Raw genomic sequence first — 15,154 nt, 5'->3', positions numbered from 1 at the left:
GGCACTTACAACTCGTCGCGTAGACGCCAGTCATCGTGAGACATGATTTCAAGTCTCAACACGGGATCGACCCTCCCACGGGGTCGCCAGAATGTCCCGAATCTAAGCACTTCCAACACCGAGTTCCTCGCCAGCGCCGAAATAAACGCGCTGGGCTTGGGCGCCTTCGCTGTGTATCCCCCCTCCTCGGACCACTTACCTTGGGTATCGAATACCTTGAACTCCCCGCCAGAGTAGTTCGGTTCGTACTTGAGCAACGCACCGTCACGACTAGACAAGTAGTACGCCTGTATCCCGTACCCCCTCATTTTTAACGTATAGGTATAAAACCCGACCTCGCGCCACGACACAAAGTAGAGACGAAAATTGTCTTCCGGCTGCTCGGCCGGCTGATCCATCCCTGTGTGGTAGAACTGGTGAGCGGCGAAAACCTCATAGCCCGATGGCAGTTCTGTCGCAGGTTGCGAGGCGATGAATCTGAAAGTAGTACGGGCGGCAATGGGAGGCGGGGGACCGTCGCGTAGCGGCTCCACCGGCACATAACTGTCTGTCATTGCGTGCTTGAGTACGGCCCCTGTGTACTCCGTCAGGGAAAACGCGTCGACGTGTTTTTGAGCGTACTGCGCCGCATCGTCGGGATGAGTAAAAATTGGCCCCAAGGGCAGGCGATTGTCAGTGTGTGTGGGTAGCGAGGTGCGTAGTCGGTGACGTGGCCCGACGCGGCCCTGACCGAGCCAGTTTTTGCTGCTCACCAGCACATCCAGATCACCGACCGCGACCAAGTGTTGGATATAACCTGAGGCGCTCAGGTTACGGAAGCGTATCTCACGCAGCGTCTTCTGGGCGCCCCCGTAGGTTTCAATCCCGACGGCACTTTCCTTGAGTTGAAACCGCAACAACGCCCCATCGGCGCACGACACATACACCGGCAGACTGAGACGGTCACGGCTCAAGCGCAACATACTGAGCGCGTTGGCCATATCGACAGGCGAGAAAATTCCGGCGAACTGGCTCTCTGAAAACACCGTGCCCGAGGGGTAAAAATCCGGGTTCTCTGGCACGCAAAAATAGACACCCGCAAGACCATAGCGATAAGGGTAGCCATCGATACTGAACACCCGACGGTGGGCGAAGAGGGAGCCATCATCGGTGACCGGTAAACTCGCCACGTAATGGCCGTTGCTGGTGGACTTGAGCACAAATCCGAAGGTCAACGACCGCTTATTGCGTGGCTGTTGATGAACATGGCGCACGGCATCAGCGGGTTGAGTAAATAGCGGACTGAGCGCTGGGTCTTGAGTCGCGCGCTCATAGCTTGTCAACACCTCGCGCGGGAGATTGGGCGCCCAATTCAAAACCCGTCCGGCAACACCCCACAGGACACTGCCAGTGATCACCCAAAAATCAAAAAACATAGCTATGCGTTTGACATAGTCACTGGGCGCCAGCTCGCCACTGCGCAATTTTTTTTCCACCGGGCTTTGAAGCCAGTCTTTTTCAGCCCGATCGGGAACCTGATGTTCAGCGACAAGAGCCGATATATCGCGCGGTTGCAGACTGAGCAAAGCCCCGTCAGGGGCCAACAAATAGTGGGTCAAGTGGCCATATGGCCATTGAACGGCAGTGTTCACCGCGCGGGTTGAAAACATGCAGCAATAGATGTCTTTTTCAACGGACGGCAGCAAAAACGGCAGCTCGGTCGCCGGCTGCGAGTAATAACGGGCAACGACCTTAACCCTGGGCGGATAGAGCCCCTTATCGGTGATCTCATCAGGGAAAATCCAGCTGAGCTGAAAATCGTCTTGCAGAACAACGCGTGGCAAGGTGGCAAAAAAATAGCCATCCTCGCGCATCAAAATAAACCCGCCATACCGTTGGAGACGGGCAGTGCCCACCAAGTCCTGCACGTAGCGAGCGGCATCATCCATGTCAATAAAGACAGGACCCAGGTTATTCCGTTGAAGATTGGCGTAAGGCTGCCAGGCGTTACTGACCCGTCCGAGGCGACCCCAACACGGACTCGTCTGAACCACATCCAGTTCACCGGCATTGGCGACCTTGCGCGCAAAATCGGGCCCGTCGAGGGTGCCACCGCTCAACTTTCGCTCTATATCCCCTGAGCCACTGTCGCCGTCTTGCAGCGTGAATAACGGCGACTCCTTTGCGGGCTGATACTTGAGCAACGCCTGATCGGAGGTCGTGAAATACAACGGCAAACCACCGCCGCTGCTGAAGTACACCGTCTTCCCAACTTCCAGCGCCTGATACAACTCCCTGGGTGGAATGAAGTGACGGGCCGGCCAGTTGCTGGTATCCCCAGAGCAATAGTAGAGCGCCTCGAAATAGAACCCTGGCGGCAAGGAATAAGTGGCCGGAGCCGTTAATGTAAAGAGCGTGGTCAGGGAAAAAAGCGCGGTATTCCAGGTCACCGGCACCCGCTCGCTCATCACATACTCGTTTTTTTCTTCATGTTTGAGAAGAAAGGCAAAGTAACGCTCGGCACCGTCGAGGCTTTGCAAAGCCCACTTACTGGCATCCAGAACCGCGCTATCGGGATCGTTGAACACCGCACCGTAAGTGATCTGACTAGGTTTTGCGTATTCCAGCAGCGCTTCAAAAGGTTTCCAATTAAGGCTTAGTTGACGCGCTGGCCCCCACAACGGATTACCCGCCAACACCCGCAGGCGGCTGACCTCGGCCAACTTGCGCGCGACGTCTGCCGGGGTGTAAGTACCGTTGGCCAGGTTGATGCTGATAGAGCTCTTTCCCGACAGAGACGCTTCAAACCACAGCTCAAACACTTCCTGGCCTGTGCCGGTAGGCTCGAGGACGATCAGGCTGTCTTCAGCACCAGAGAGGTAGCCCGGCAACTGCCGTCGATGGATGCTGTAGGCCTCGAAATCGGCATACATCTGGGCGTAAAGCTCGGCATCCTGGCGTGTCCACTTCATACTTTCGACCAGCCCAACGTCCATCTTCGACAACGCCATATGAGAGCCGAACCAGGCAACTATCTCGTGCCCTTCTGGCAATCCGATCATGGCGCCGCTGCTATCGTTGGGGTAGAACCGCTCGTACCCAAAAGGATTTGCACCGGTCTCCAACAACGCCGTAGCCACGTAACGTTGGTCAGCACGTTTTAAGACAAGAGCGCCAAATTCAGTCTTACGTCGGCCGTTAACCCGCGAATGAAGATGTCGCGCCGCATCGTCGGCGGATAAAAAAGACAGACTCAACTGCGGACGTGCAAAAGTCGCATGGGATATCCAGCCCTGTCCAACGACACCGAGGACATCCCACAGCGGGCTGGTCTGTTCGACGCTCAGCACTCCGAATGCCGCGACACGCCGTATGAATTGGTGTGGAGTTAAAGTCCCGTCGAGCAATCGCTCCTGAGTTCCGTCATCCGTAATCATGCCCGCGGCATTGATTCTGGACAGCCCGAACTCGGCATCACTGCCACTGAACCGGTACTTCAACAGCGCGCCGTCCTTGGTACGCATGTACAGCGAAAGCCCTGTAGAGGCCTGTATCTTGTGCAGAAACTTGTGCACCTGGCCGATGTAACTCGCCAAATCAGCAGGACTGAAAAACTGCTGATACAACCAGGGCTCAATGGTCGGGAATTGCGCGGTAACCGGTCGAGACATATAGAAAATACCGTGCAGGTGAAACCCGCTCGGCACTGAGGGGCCCAGGGGCAACATGGGGAAGGCATTGTCGGGCGGCAAACGGCTACGCCCGATAACCAACGGCTCCGTGGCCAAGTATTCATCGGCTCGGTCATGTTTGAATAAGAACACCAACTGCCGAGTGTTGGGCAGTTGCCTGATACGCGACTGCGCATAGGCCACGGCAAGGTCAGCAGCTGGAAAAACTGGGCTGTTGAGCATCAAACTCATAGGGACGATGGCAACCGGAGTATTCATCGTCCAGCTATCCGGCACGCGGCCCCGTACACCACCCCATAAGCCGTTGGCAATGAGCACCTGCAACTCACCACTCATGGCCAACCGCCGAATCATGCCCTCGAAAGAGCCATCCAGTTCAATCGGCGTGCCCTTGGACCACTGGTTATTCAAAGCCTGGTAAAACAAAGCCTCGATCGAAAAACCACTGGTCAGGTATTTGAGCAATACACCGCCAGGGCCCGACAAATAATGGGCGCGGGCAAATGCCCTGTTCCTGAGCGTGAAGATGATGTCGGGCACTGAGAAAAAGCTGTTCGCGACACTTGCCTGGTCTTTTGTCATCCCTGGGTTGGCAGCAAGAATCTGTGCCTCACTCGATGGATGGGAGTGATAACAGGCATGGCACACGAAGCCTGCCGGAACCTGAAAGGCGCCATGTTCATCCGTTGACAGAAACAGCGCAAAGTCCACGGAAATTTCCTCGCCCTCCTTGGGGACTGTGGCGCGGAATCGACCGTCAGTACCCTGAACGATAACTCCGCCATACTCTCGGTCACGTTGTGCGCCAATTTGCAGGTGTGCCCAACAGGCGGCGTCATCAGCGCTGACAAAGGCAGGTCCTAGCGGCGGGAAAGGTACGGTGTTATTCAACGCGCGTTCTGCGCGCCGGGAAAAATTATCCATCTAGTTACTCACTCGGAAAAAGTAGGCGTTGATATTCGTTGCGCTGAAAACCGCACCGTGCAAAACCTGGGTTGCAAGGGTTGCCGAGGCAATAAAAGCCCGGTCGCTAAACCGTAAGCTCCTGAGCGCCAGGCAGAGCGAGACAAAGGATCAGTTGCTCAATACCGCGCGTTCACGCCATGCATGAATTCAAGGCAAACCAGAGGTATTCAATGTCCGCTTTCACGAACCGTGGGAGGTGGTACATATATATTTTTGATCCGGCGTTTTAATAAGCGATCGGCTGGCTCAGGCCTCTATGCAGGATGAAAAAGGACCTCGGCCCCAGATCAGCGCACGCACCGCACCCCTCTCTGATTTTGGCGCCAAACTGGTGCGTCACTCCTCGTACTCCAAGCCCGGATTTCGCAAAAAACAGGCCACCTCTCTCGTGGGCACAGCCTTTGCACAGGGCTTTTCAGCGTTTGCCTCCACCCATTAAAAAAATCAACTGTTTTGGAGATCGCACCATGAAGCGTCGCAGCTTGATCAAGGCTTTCACACTCACGGCATCTATTGTCGCGATGGGCATGACCTGGACTGTCCAGGCCGCCGAGACCATCAAGGTCGGTATCCTGCATTCGTTGTCCGGCACCATGGCGATCTCCGAAACATCCCTGAAAGACATGGCGTTGATGACCATCGACGAGATCAACGCCAAGGGCGGCGTGAACGGCAAAATGCTGGAGCCCGTGGTGGTCGACCCGGCGTCGAACTGGCCGTTGTTTGCTGAAAAAGGCCGACAACTGCTGACTCAGGACAAGGTTGCCGTGGTGTTCGGTTGCTGGACCTCGGTGTCGCGTAAGTCGGTGTTGCCGGTATTCGAAGAACTCAACGGTTTGCTGTTCTATCCCGTGCAATACGAAGGCGAAGAAATGTCGCCGAACGTGTTCTACACCGGCGCCGCGCCCAACCAACAGGCGATCCCGGCAGTGGAATACCTGATGAGCGAAGAAGGCGGCAGCGCCAAGCGGTTCTTCCTGCTGGGCACCGACTACGTCTACCCGCGCACCACCAACAAGATTCTGCGTTCGTTCCTGCACTCCAAAGGGGTGGCCGACAAAGATATCGAAGAGGTCTACACCCCGTTCGGGCACAGCGACTATCAAACCATCGTGGCCAACATCAAAAAATTCTCGGCAGGAGGCAAAACAGCGGTCATCTCCACCGTCAACGGCGACTCCAACGTGCCGTTCTATAAAGAGCTGGCCAACCAGGGCCTGAAAGCCACTGACGTTCCGGTCGTAGCGTTCTCGGTAGGTGAAGAAGAACTGCGCGGCATCGACACCAAACCGCTGGTGGGTAACCTCGCCGCATGGAACTACTTCGAGTCGGTCGAGAACCCGGTGAACAAGAAGTTCGTGGCGGACTGGAAAGCCTACGCCAAGAAACACAACTTGCCGGGTGCTGATAAAGCGGTAACCAACGACCCGATGGAAGCCACTTACGTGGGCATCCACATGTGGGCACAAGCGGTGGAAAAAGCTAAATCCACCGACGTCGATAAAGTCCGCGAAGCACTCGCGGGCCAGACTTTCGCCGCCCCGTCGGGCTTCACCCTGACCATGGACAAGACCAACCATCACCTGCACAAACCCGTGATGATCGGCGAGATTCAAGCCGACGGTCAGTTCAACGTTGTGTGGCAGACCGACGGCCCGATCCGAGCCCAACCGTGGAGCCCGTTCATCAAGGGCAACGACAAGAAGCCGGACTATGCAGTAAAGAGCAACTAAGCCACTGGGTGTCAGGGCCGGGCACAAAGCCCGGACCTGACGCAAGTCCCCCATTGTCCGCGTAAGGCGACTTTCTATGCGCACCGCCCTTTACCGCTTTCTCCTCGCCATCGCTTTGCTGTTGCCGATGGCCGCCCACGCAGGGGATGCCGAAGACTTTGTCGCGGCCAATCCCGCGCAACAGGCCAAGCTTCTGGAAACCTGGGCCGCGCAGCCCGCCCCGGCCCGTGTCGAACTGATCAACGCCCTGCAACAAGGCGAGTTGACTGTCGATGGCCAACCGAAAACCCTGCGCCTGAATAATCGCCTGCGGGGTCTTATCGACACCGCACTGGCGAGTCACCAATTGCTCGCCGCCGACCCTAAAATCCGTCTGACCGCCGCTCAGCAATTACAGAAAAGCGCGACACCGCCACAGCTTAAATTCCTCGACCAGCAACTGGCTGGCGAAAAAGACGAAAGCGTTCACGCCGCCCTGAGCCTGGCCCTGGCCAACCTGCAATTGGTCGACAGCAACCCCGCGGTGCGCCTCGCCGCCGTTCGTTTGCTCGGGGAAACCGGTGACCCGCTGGCGCGCACGCGTCTCGAAAGTTTGCTGCAACCGGGTGTCGAAGCCGATGCCAACGTGCGCACCGCTGCCGAAACCAGCCTCGCCCAGGTCAAACACAAACTGCTGATTGGCGAGATCCTCGGCGAAGCCTTCAGCGGCATGTCGTTGGGCTCGATTCTGCTACTGGCCGCACTCGGCCTGGCGATCACTTTTGGCCTGCTCGGTGTGATCAACATGGCCCACGGCGAGATGCTGATGCTGGGGGCTTACTCGACGTATGTGGTGCAGCTGATGTTCCAGCGCTTCGCCCCGAACGCCATTGAGTTCTACCCACTGATCGCCTTGCCGGTGGCGTTTTTTGTCACCGCAGCCATCGGCATGGCGTTGGAACGCACCGTCATTCGCCACCTCTATGGCCGCCCGCTGGAAACCCTGCTCGCCACCTGGGGCATCAGCCTGATGCTGATTCAATTGGTGCGGTTGTTATTCGGTGCGCAGAACGTTGAAGTGGCTAATCCGACCTGGCTCTCGGGCGGGATTCAGGTGTTGCCCAACCTGGTGCTGCCATACAACCGGATCGTGATCATCGCTTTTGCGCTGTTTGTGGTGGTATTGACCTGGCTGCTACTAAACAAGACTCGCTTGGGCCTGAACGTGCGCGCAGTCACTCAGAACCGCAACATGGCGGCCTGCTGCGGCGTGCCCACCGGGCGCGTGGACATGCTCGCCTTCGGCCTCGGCTCAGGCATTGCCGGCCTCGGTGGCGTGGCGCTGAGCCAGATCGGCAACGTCGGCCCGGACCTCGGGCAGAGCTACATCATCGATTCGTTCCTGGTGGTGGTACTCGGCGGCGTCGGGCAGTTGGCCGGTAGCGTTATGGCCGCCTTCGGGCTGGGCATCGCCAACAAGATTCTCGAACCGCAGATCGGCGCCGTGCTCGGCAAGATCCTGATCCTCGCGCTGATCATTCTGTTTATCCAGAAACGTCCGCAAGGCCTCTTCGCACTGAAAGGACGGGTGATCGACTGATGAATCAGCCTCTGATGCTCACGGCCACGCAAAAAGCCGGCCCTAAAGTCACGATCACGATTGGCGCGGTGATCCTCGTTTTACTGCTGGCGTTGCCACTGCTGTCGCTGTTGTCGCCCGACAGCGTGTTTCATGTCTCGGCCTACACCTTGACGCTGGTGGGCAAGATTCTGTGCTACGCCATCGTCGCGCTGGCACTGGACCTGGTCTGGGGCTACGCCGGTCTGTTGTCACTGGGCCACGGCCTGTTCTTCGCCCTCGGCGGTTACGCCATGGGCATGTACCTGATGCGCCAGGCCTCCGGCGATGCGCTGCCAGCCTTCATGACGTTCCTGTCGTGGACCGAACTGCCGTGGTACTGGACCGGCACCAGCAGCTTCCTCTGGTCGATGTGCCTGGTGGTACTGGCACCTGGGCTGCTGGCGTTGGTGTTCGGATTTTTCGCCTTCCGCTCGCGGATCAAAGGCGTGTATTTCTCGATCATGACCCAGGCCCTGACCTTCGCCGGGATGCTGCTGTTCTTTCGCAACGAAACCGGCTTTGGCGGCAACAACGGCTTTACCAATTTCCGCACCATTCTTGGCTTCGGCATCACTGAGCCCGGCACTCGTGCGGTGCTATTTTTCGCCACGGTGGTATTGCTGGTCGCCAGTCTGTTCATTGGCTGGCGGCTGGCGCAAAGCAAGTTCGGGCGCGTACTCACCGCACTGCGAGATGCGGAAAACCGCCTGATGTTCTGCGGCTACGACCCGCGTGGTTTCAAGCTGTTTGTCTGGGTCTTGAGCGCCGTGCTCTGCGGTTTGGCCGGCGCATTGTATGTGCCGCAAGTCGGGATCATCAACCCGAGCGAAATGTCGCCGACCAACTCCATCGAGGCCGCCGTATGGGTAGCCTTGGGCGGTCGCGGCACGCTGATCGGGCCGCTGCTCGGTGCCTCAGTGGTCAACGGCATGAAGAGCTGGTTCACCGTGGCGTTCCCGGAATACTGGCTGTTTTTCCTCGGCGCGCTGTTCATCGTCGTGACCTTGTATCTGCCGAAAGGCGTGATCGGTTTGCTGAAAAAAAGAGGTGAACAATGAGAGTCACTGCAACGGCTGAATTCATGCTCGAACCGGCTTTTTTCCCGGTGGAACCCAACAAGGACGCCGGCAGCAGCCGTGACGCGATCGGCCTCGGCCAACGCGTCGGCCCCGGTCTGGATACTCGCCACGGCACGATCCTGACCCTGGAAGACATCAGCGTCAGCTTCGACGGCTTCAAGGCGTTGAACGCGCTGAACCTGTACATCGGCGTCGGCGAATTGCGCTGCATCATCGGCCCCAATGGCGCGGGCAAGACCACGCTGATGGACGTGATCACTGGCAAGACTCGCCCCAGTCACGGCAAGGCCTGGTTTGGTGAAACCATGGATTTGACGCTGATGAGCGAAGTGCAAATCGCCCAGGCCGGTATTGGGCGCAAGTTCCAGAAGCCGACAGTATTCGAAGCCCTGAGCGTGTTCGAAAACCTTGAACTGGCACAGAAAACCGACAAGTCCGTGTGGGCCAGCCTGCGGGCCCGTCTGAACGGCGAACAGAAAGACCGAATTGCCGAAGTCTTGGAAACCATTCGCCTGACGGCCTCGGTCAATCGTCCTGCGGGGCTGCTCTCCCACGGACAAAAGCAATTTTTGGAAATCGGCATGCTGCTGATGCAAGACCCGCAACTGCTGCTGCTCGACGAGCCTGTAGCAGGCATGACTGACGCCGAAACCGAATTCACAGCCGAGCTGTTCAAAAGTCTGGCGGGCAAGCATTCGCTGATGGTGGTGGAACACGACATGGGCTTCGTCGGTGCAATCGCCGACCACGTCACCGTGTTGCACCAGGGCAGCGTGCTGGCCGAAGGGTCGCTGGAGCAGGTGCAGGAAAATGAGCGGGTGATTGAGGTTTATCTCGGTCGCTAGATCCGTAAATACCTTTCCGGTAGCGGCGGGCCTGGCCGTGAAGAGGTCGGCACCTCGAACATGGGGGTGACTGAACCACCGCTTTCGCACGCCAGCTCCCACCGGATGCTGTGTGGAACAGAAGGAATTTTAAAATGCTGCAAGTCGACAAGCTGCACCAATACTACGGCGGTAGCCACATCCTGCGGGGCCTGACGTTTGAAGTAAAAATCGGCGAAGTCACCTGTCTTCTGGGGCGTAACGGTGTGGGCAAGACCACCCTGCTCAAATGCCTGATGGGGCTGTTGCCGTCCAAGGAAGGTACGGTGAACTGGGAAGGCAAGCCGATTACCACCTTCAAGCCGCATCAACGGGTGCATGCCGCAATCGCCTACGTGCCTCAGGGCCGCGAGATCTTTGGTCGTTTGACCGTGGAGGAAAACTTACTGATGGGCTTGTCGCGGTTTCCCGGCAGCGAGGCGAAAGAAGTGCCGGCGTTCATCTACGAGCTGTTCCCGGTGCTGCTGCAAATGAAGCAGCGGCGCGGCGGCGATTTGTCCGGCGGTCAACAGCAGCAACTGGCAATCGGCCGCGCGCTGGCCAGCCGACCACGACTGCTGATCCTCGATGAGCCCACCGAAGGCATCCAGCCATCAGTGATCAAGGAAATCGGTGCAGTGATCAAGAAACTGGCCGCGCGTGGCGACATGGCGATTTTGCTGGTGGAGCAGTTCTACGACTTCGCCGCCGAACTGGCCGATCAGTACCTGGTGATGTCCCGGGGCGAGATCGTGCAGCAAGGTCGCGGAGAAAATATGGAAGCCGAGGGTGTGCGCGGGCTGGTTACGATCTAGTCTGTAGCGTCCTAACGATAATTAGACGATATGAATTTACCTGTCCCCACTGCCCCGTTCACCCCCAGTTGGCACGCTGAACTGGAGCTCGGCTACGCCCGATTCGGCGACAGCACGCGCCCGATTCAGCGCCGGCACAAAGGCCCGTTACGGGTGCAAAAGCACCTGTATGCCGAAGGGTCCGAGGTGTGCCAGCACATCATCATCCACCCGCCGGGCGGGATAGCCGGAGGCGATCGGCTCGATATCACGGCCAGTGTCGGCGCCGACGCTTGGGCGCAGATCACCAGCCCTGGCGCGGCCAAGTGGTATCGCGCCGCCAGTCCCGCGTATCAGCATCTCGACTTGAAAGTGGCGGCCGGTGCGACGCTGGAATGGTTGCCGCAGGAAACCATCATTTTCAGCGCGGCCCAAGCCGAGATCAGTACCACAATCGACCTTGAGGGCGACGCCCGAGTTTTTTACTGGGACGTGGTGGCGCTGGGTCGTCCGGCCAGTGGCGAGCGTTTTGAGCGTGGGCATTTCCAGGCGCAGCTCGATATCCGCCGGGACGGCCAGTTGCTCTGGCATGAACGCCAGCGCATTGTCGGCGGCGACGGGTTGCTGGACTCGCCCATCGGGCTCGACGGCCAACCGGTGTTTGCCACCTTACTGGTGACGGGTGAAATCGCTGACGATTTATTGGAACAGTGCCGCTCGCTGCCCCATCACGTGCGCGGTGATTTGACCCAGTTGCCGGGACTGTTGGTGGCTAGATGCCTGGCCAGTGAAGCGTTATTGGCACGCGGTTGGCTTATAGATTTATGGCGATTACTGCGGCCAGCGTTGCTGGGCAAAGACGCTGTTCCCCCAAGAATATGGAGCACCTGACGCACGCGCCTACAGGGGATGTGTATTTACGGTGCCAAATACCCTTTTAATCTGCCGATATGGATTCCAAATGGACCTGACCCCTCGCGAGAAAGACAAGCTACTGATCTTCACCGCCGGCCTTGTCGCCGAGCGACGTTTGGCGCGCGGCGTGAAACTCAATTACCCCGAAGCCATGGCCTACATTTCCGCAGCCCTGCTCGAAGGGGCCCGTGACGGCCAGACCGTGGCCGAGCTGATGCATTTCGGCACGACCCTGCTCAGCCGCGAACAGGTCATGGAAGGTATCCCGGAAATGATCCCGCAGATTCAGGTTGAAGCGACGTTCCCCGACGGCACCAAACTGGTGACCGTTCACCAACCGATCGCCTGAGGCCGTGCCATGACTTATCTCATTCGCGATGCACTGCACACCGACCTGCCGGCCATCCGCGACATCTACAACGATGCCGTTACTCACACCACGGCGATCTGGAACGACCAAGCCGTTGACCTGGGCAATCGACAGGCCTGGTTCAGCGCCCGGCAATCCCAGGACTATCCGATCCTGGCGATCGTCGACGGTGACAACACCGTGCTGGGCTACGCTTCATTTGGTGACTGGCGGCCGTTCGACGGGTTTCGCCACACGGTCGAACATTCGGTTTACGTGCGCCACGACCAGCGCGGCAACGGGCTGGGCGCGCAACTGGTGGTGCAACTGATTGAGCGCGCTAAAGCGTGCAACAAGCACGTCATGGTCGCCGCGATAGAAAGTGGCAACGTCGCGTCTATTCGCCTGCATGAACGGGCCGGTTTCGTGACCACCGGGCAGATGCCCCAAGTAGGCACCAAGTTCGGCCGCTGGCTGGACCTGACTTTCATGCAACTGACCCTCAACCCAGGCGCGGAGCCGCCGAACGCCAATAAGGAGTGATACTCGATGAACGCCGCCCAACTGCGCCGCGTCAATATTGAAAGCTTTGCGCACTATCGCCAGGGCTTGATTGATTTGCTGTTCGACGCCGTAAAACATGGTGCTTCGATTGGTTTTTTGGCCAACCTCGATGACGCTCAGGCCCACGCCTACATCAATGCGGTACAGGCCGACCTTGAGAACGCAAGCCTGTTGCTATGGGTGGTGGTGCATGAAGAGAAGGTCCTGGCCAGCGTGCAGTTGGGTCTGTGCCAGAAAGCCAACGGTCGTAATCGTGCCGAAGTGCAAAAGCTGCAAGTGCTGCACGAAGCGCGTCGACGTGGCCTTGGCCAACAACTGATGAGCGCCTTGGAACTTGCAGCGCGCCAGCACAAGCGCGGCCTGCTTTATCTCGACACCGAAGCCGGCTCCGCCGCCGAAACCTTTTATCAGTCGCTGGGCTACATCCGTGTCGGCGAGTTGCCCAACTATTGCCAACGCCCGGACGGTCATTACGCCCCGACCGCCATCTACTTCAAGACCCTGGGACAACCCGTATGATTCCTGGCGAATATCAGATCCAGCCCGGCGACATCGAACTCAATGTCGGCCGCCGCACGATCAGCGTGAAAGTGGCTAACAGCGGCGACCGGCCGATCCAGGTGGGTTCGCACTATCACTTTTTCGAAACCAACGACGCCCTGACCTTCGACCGCGCCGCCACCCGCGGCATGCGGCTGAATATTCCCGCTGGCACCGCCGTTCGCTTCGAGCCGGGACAAAGCCGCGAAGTCGAGTTGGTGGACCTGGCCGGACAGCGCCGGGTGTTCGGGTTTGCCGGCAGGATTATGGGTGACCTGTAAGTAATGCGGTGTCTGCAACGGCCCCTTCGCGAGCCTGCTCGCGAACGTGAGCGCCGCGAACGATTTCAAATTCAATAGAATCTCAAGGCGAACGAATGAAGATTTCCCGTCAAGCCTACGCCGACATGTTCGGCCCCACCGTCGGTGACAAGGTCCGCCTGGCCGACACCGAACTGTGGATCGAAGTGGAAAAAGACTTCACCACTTATGGCGAAGAAGTGAAGTTCGGTGGCGGCAAAGTCATCCGCGACGGCCAGGGTCAAAGCCAGCTACTGGCGGCACAAGTGGTCGACACCGTCATCACCAATGCACTGATTATCGACCACTGGGGCATCGTCAAAGCCGACGTGGGCCTCAAGGACGGGCGCATTGCCGGGATTGGCAAGGCCGGTAACCCGGACGTGCAGCCGAATGTAACCATCGCCATCGGCGCCAGCACTGAAGTCATCGCCGGCGAAGGCATGATCCTCACCGCCGGCGGCATCGACACGCACATCCACTTCATCTGCCCACAGCAGATCGAAGAAGCATTGATGAGCGGTGTCACTACCATGATCGGCGGCGGCACCGGCCCCGCCACGGGCACCAACGCCACGACATGCACCTCAGGGCCATGGCACCTGGCGCGGATGCTTCAGGCCGCTGACGCCTTTGCGATGAACATCGGTTTAACCGGCAAGGGCAACGCCAGCCTCCCGGAGCCATTGATCGAACAGGTCAAGGCCGGCGCCATCGGTCTCAAACTGCACGAAGACTGGGGCACCACGCCGGCAAGCATCGACAACTGCTTGAACGTCGCCGATCAATACGACGTGCAAGTGGCGATCCACACCGACACCCTCAACGAGTCCGGCTTCGTCGAGACCACCCTCGCCGCGTTCAAGGGCCGCACCATTCACACCTACCACACCGAAGGTGCCGGCGGAGGTCATGCGCCGGACATCATCAAGGCCTGCGGTTTTGCCAACGTGCTGCCGAGTTCGACCAACCCCACTCGACCGTTCACCCGCAACACCATCGACGAGCACTTGGACATGCTGATGGTCTGTCACCACCTGGACCCAAGCATTGCCGAAGACGTGGCCTTCGCCGAAAGCCGTATTCGCCGCGAGACGATCGCCGCCGAAGACATCCTGCACGACCTCGGCGCGTTCTCAATGATTAGCTCCGACAGCCAGGCCATGGGCCGCGTCGGCGAGGTTATCATCCGTACCTGGCAGACCGCCGACAAAATGAAAAAACAGCGCGGAGCATTGCCAGGTGACGGCGAGGGCAACGACAACTTCCGCGCCAAACGGTACATCGCCAAATACACCATCAACCCGGCGATCACACACGGCATCAGCCACGAGGTGGGCTCGATCGAAGTCGGAAAATGGGCGGATCTGGTGCTCTGGCGCCCAGCATTCTTTGGCGTTAAGCCAACGTTGATCATCAAGGGGGGCGCCATCGCCGCCAGTTTAATGGGCGACGCCAACGCTTCAATCCCGACCCCACAGCCGGTGCATTACCGCCCGATGTTCGCCAGTTACGGCGGCTCGCTGCATGCCACCAGCCTGACCTTCATCAGCCAGGCCGCGCACGAAGCCGGCCTGCCCGAAGCACTGGGACTAAAGAAAAAAATTGCGGTGGTCAAAGGCTGCCGCGAGGTGCAGAAAACCGACTTGATTCACAACGACTACCTGCCAGATATCGATGTCGATCCACAGACCTATCAGGTCAAGGCAGACGGCGTACTGCTCTGGTGTGAACCGGCGGACGTGTTGCCAATGGCGCAACGTTACTTCCTGTTCTAACGG

At 58.5% G+C, this 15,154-nt stretch carries 12 protein-coding genes; 11 read left to right on the top strand and 1 reads right to left on the bottom strand.

The genetic code is table 11. The features are described from left to right. Positions 1-5: 5 nt before the first annotated feature. Positions 6-4,595: a DUF4329 domain-containing protein gene (locus tag RHM68_RS02535; RefSeq protein WP_322220384.1), complete on the bottom strand. Its 4,590-nt coding sequence runs from the start codon at positions 4,593-4,595 to the stop codon at positions 6-8. Between the two features lie 509 nt (positions 4,596-5,104). On the opposite strand from RHM68_RS02535, the gene urtA reads away from it, so the two are divergent. From urtA to ureC, 11 genes are all read left to right on the top strand, one after another. Continuing rightward, positions 5,105-6,370, top strand: coding sequence for an urea ABC transporter substrate-binding protein (gene urtA / locus RHM68_RS02530; RefSeq protein WP_322220383.1), 1,266 nt, complete (start codon positions 5,105-5,107; stop codon positions 6,368-6,370). A 76-nt stretch (positions 6,371-6,446) separates the two neighbouring features. Continuing rightward, positions 6,447-7,949 (top strand): urea ABC transporter permease subunit UrtB, encoded by a 1,503-nt coding sequence (gene urtB, locus RHM68_RS02525; RefSeq protein WP_322220382.1) that lies wholly within the window; start codon positions 6,447-6,449, stop codon positions 7,947-7,949. Further along, positions 7,949-9,028 carry an urea ABC transporter permease subunit UrtC gene (gene urtC, locus RHM68_RS02520; protein WP_322220381.1) on the top strand — a complete coding sequence of 360 codons (1,080 nt, stop codon included), beginning with the start codon at positions 7,949-7,951 and terminating at the stop codon, positions 9,026-9,028. The genes urtB and urtC overlap by 1 nt, the downstream gene beginning before the upstream one ends. Continuing rightward, entirely contained in the window at positions 9,025-9,894 is an 870-nt protein-coding gene (gene urtD / locus RHM68_RS02515) for an urea ABC transporter ATP-binding protein UrtD (protein ID WP_322220380.1), read from the top strand. Before urtC ends, urtD begins: the two co-directional genes overlap by 4 nt. 134 nt (positions 9,895-10,028) lie before the next feature. Next, the gene (urtE, locus tag RHM68_RS02510) at positions 10,029-10,727 is read left to right on the top strand and encodes an urea ABC transporter ATP-binding subunit UrtE (RefSeq protein ID WP_322220379.1); all 699 of its coding nucleotides are present in this window, start codon (positions 10,029-10,031) and stop codon (positions 10,725-10,727) included. A 30-nt stretch (positions 10,728-10,757) separates the two neighbouring features. After that, a complete protein-coding gene (locus RHM68_RS02505; protein WP_322220378.1) occupies positions 10,758-11,597 on the top strand; it encodes an urease accessory protein UreD in 840 nt (279 codons plus the stop codon). Between the two features lie 70 nt (positions 11,598-11,667). Further along, positions 11,668-11,970: an urease subunit gamma gene (locus RHM68_RS02500; RefSeq protein ID WP_322220377.1), complete on the top strand. Its 303-nt coding sequence runs from the start codon at positions 11,668-11,670 to the stop codon at positions 11,968-11,970. A 9-nt stretch (positions 11,971-11,979) separates the two neighbouring features. Continuing rightward, positions 11,980-12,513, top strand: coding sequence for an N-acetyltransferase family protein (locus RHM68_RS02495; protein ID WP_322220376.1), 534 nt, complete (start codon positions 11,980-11,982; stop codon positions 12,511-12,513). Positions 12,514-12,519: 6 nt separating this feature from the next. Next, positions 12,520-13,053 (top strand): GNAT family N-acetyltransferase, encoded by a 534-nt coding sequence (locus RHM68_RS02490; RefSeq protein WP_322220375.1) that lies wholly within the window; start codon positions 12,520-12,522, stop codon positions 13,051-13,053. After that, positions 13,050-13,355 carry an urease subunit beta gene (locus tag RHM68_RS02485; RefSeq protein ID WP_322220374.1) on the top strand — a complete coding sequence of 102 codons (306 nt, stop codon included), beginning with the start codon at positions 13,050-13,052 and terminating at the stop codon, positions 13,353-13,355. The genes RHM68_RS02490 and RHM68_RS02485 overlap by 4 nt, the downstream gene beginning before the upstream one ends. A 95-nt stretch (positions 13,356-13,450) precedes the next feature. Then, on the top strand, positions 13,451-15,151 hold the full coding sequence (ureC, locus tag RHM68_RS02480) for an urease subunit alpha (RefSeq protein ID WP_322220373.1): 1,701 nt from the start codon (positions 13,451-13,453) through the stop codon (positions 15,149-15,151). Positions 15,152-15,154: the final 3 nt, after the last annotated feature.

The organism is Pseudomonas sp. DC1.2 (assembly GCF_034351645.1).
GTDB lineage: Bacteria > Pseudomonadota > Gammaproteobacteria > Pseudomonadales > Pseudomonadaceae > Aquipseudomonas.
Note: the sequence above shows the minus strand (reverse complement) of the source record. Positions and strands in the feature narration are given on the sequence as shown.

Bases quoted from the DNA above. Each gene is read 5' to 3' on its own strand.
- RHM68_RS02505 (WP_322220378.1), top strand. From the start codon at position 10,758: ATGAATTTACCTGTCCCCACTGCCCCGTTCACCCCCAGTTGGCACGCT.
- RHM68_RS02500 (WP_322220377.1), top strand. From the start codon at position 11,668: ATGGACCTGACCCCTCGCGAGAAAGACAAGCTACTGATCTTCACCGCC.
- RHM68_RS02495 (WP_322220376.1), top strand. From the start codon at position 11,980: ATGACTTATCTCATTCGCGATGCACTGCACACCGACCTGCCGGCCATC.
- RHM68_RS02485 (WP_322220374.1), top strand. From the start codon at position 13,050: ATGATTCCTGGCGAATATCAGATCCAGCCCGGCGACATCGAACTCAAT.
- RHM68_RS02490 (WP_322220375.1), top strand. From the start codon at position 12,520: ATGAACGCCGCCCAACTGCGCCGCGTCAATATTGAAAGCTTTGCGCAC.
- RHM68_RS02535 (WP_322220384.1), bottom strand. From the start codon at position 4,595: ATGGATAATTTTTCCCGGCGCGCAGAACGCGCGTTGAATAACACCGTA.
- ureC (WP_322220373.1), top strand. From the start codon at position 13,451: ATGAAGATTTCCCGTCAAGCCTACGCCGACATGTTCGGCCCCACCGTC.
- urtC (WP_322220381.1), top strand. From the start codon at position 7,949: ATGAATCAGCCTCTGATGCTCACGGCCACGCAAAAAGCCGGCCCTAAA.
- urtE (WP_322220379.1), top strand. From the start codon at position 10,029: ATGCTGCAAGTCGACAAGCTGCACCAATACTACGGCGGTAGCCACATC.
- urtD (WP_322220380.1), top strand. From the start codon at position 9,025: ATGAGAGTCACTGCAACGGCTGAATTCATGCTCGAACCGGCTTTTTTC.
- urtB (WP_322220382.1), top strand. From the start codon at position 6,447: ATGCGCACCGCCCTTTACCGCTTTCTCCTCGCCATCGCTTTGCTGTTG.
- urtA (WP_322220383.1), top strand. From the start codon at position 5,105: ATGAAGCGTCGCAGCTTGATCAAGGCTTTCACACTCACGGCATCTATT.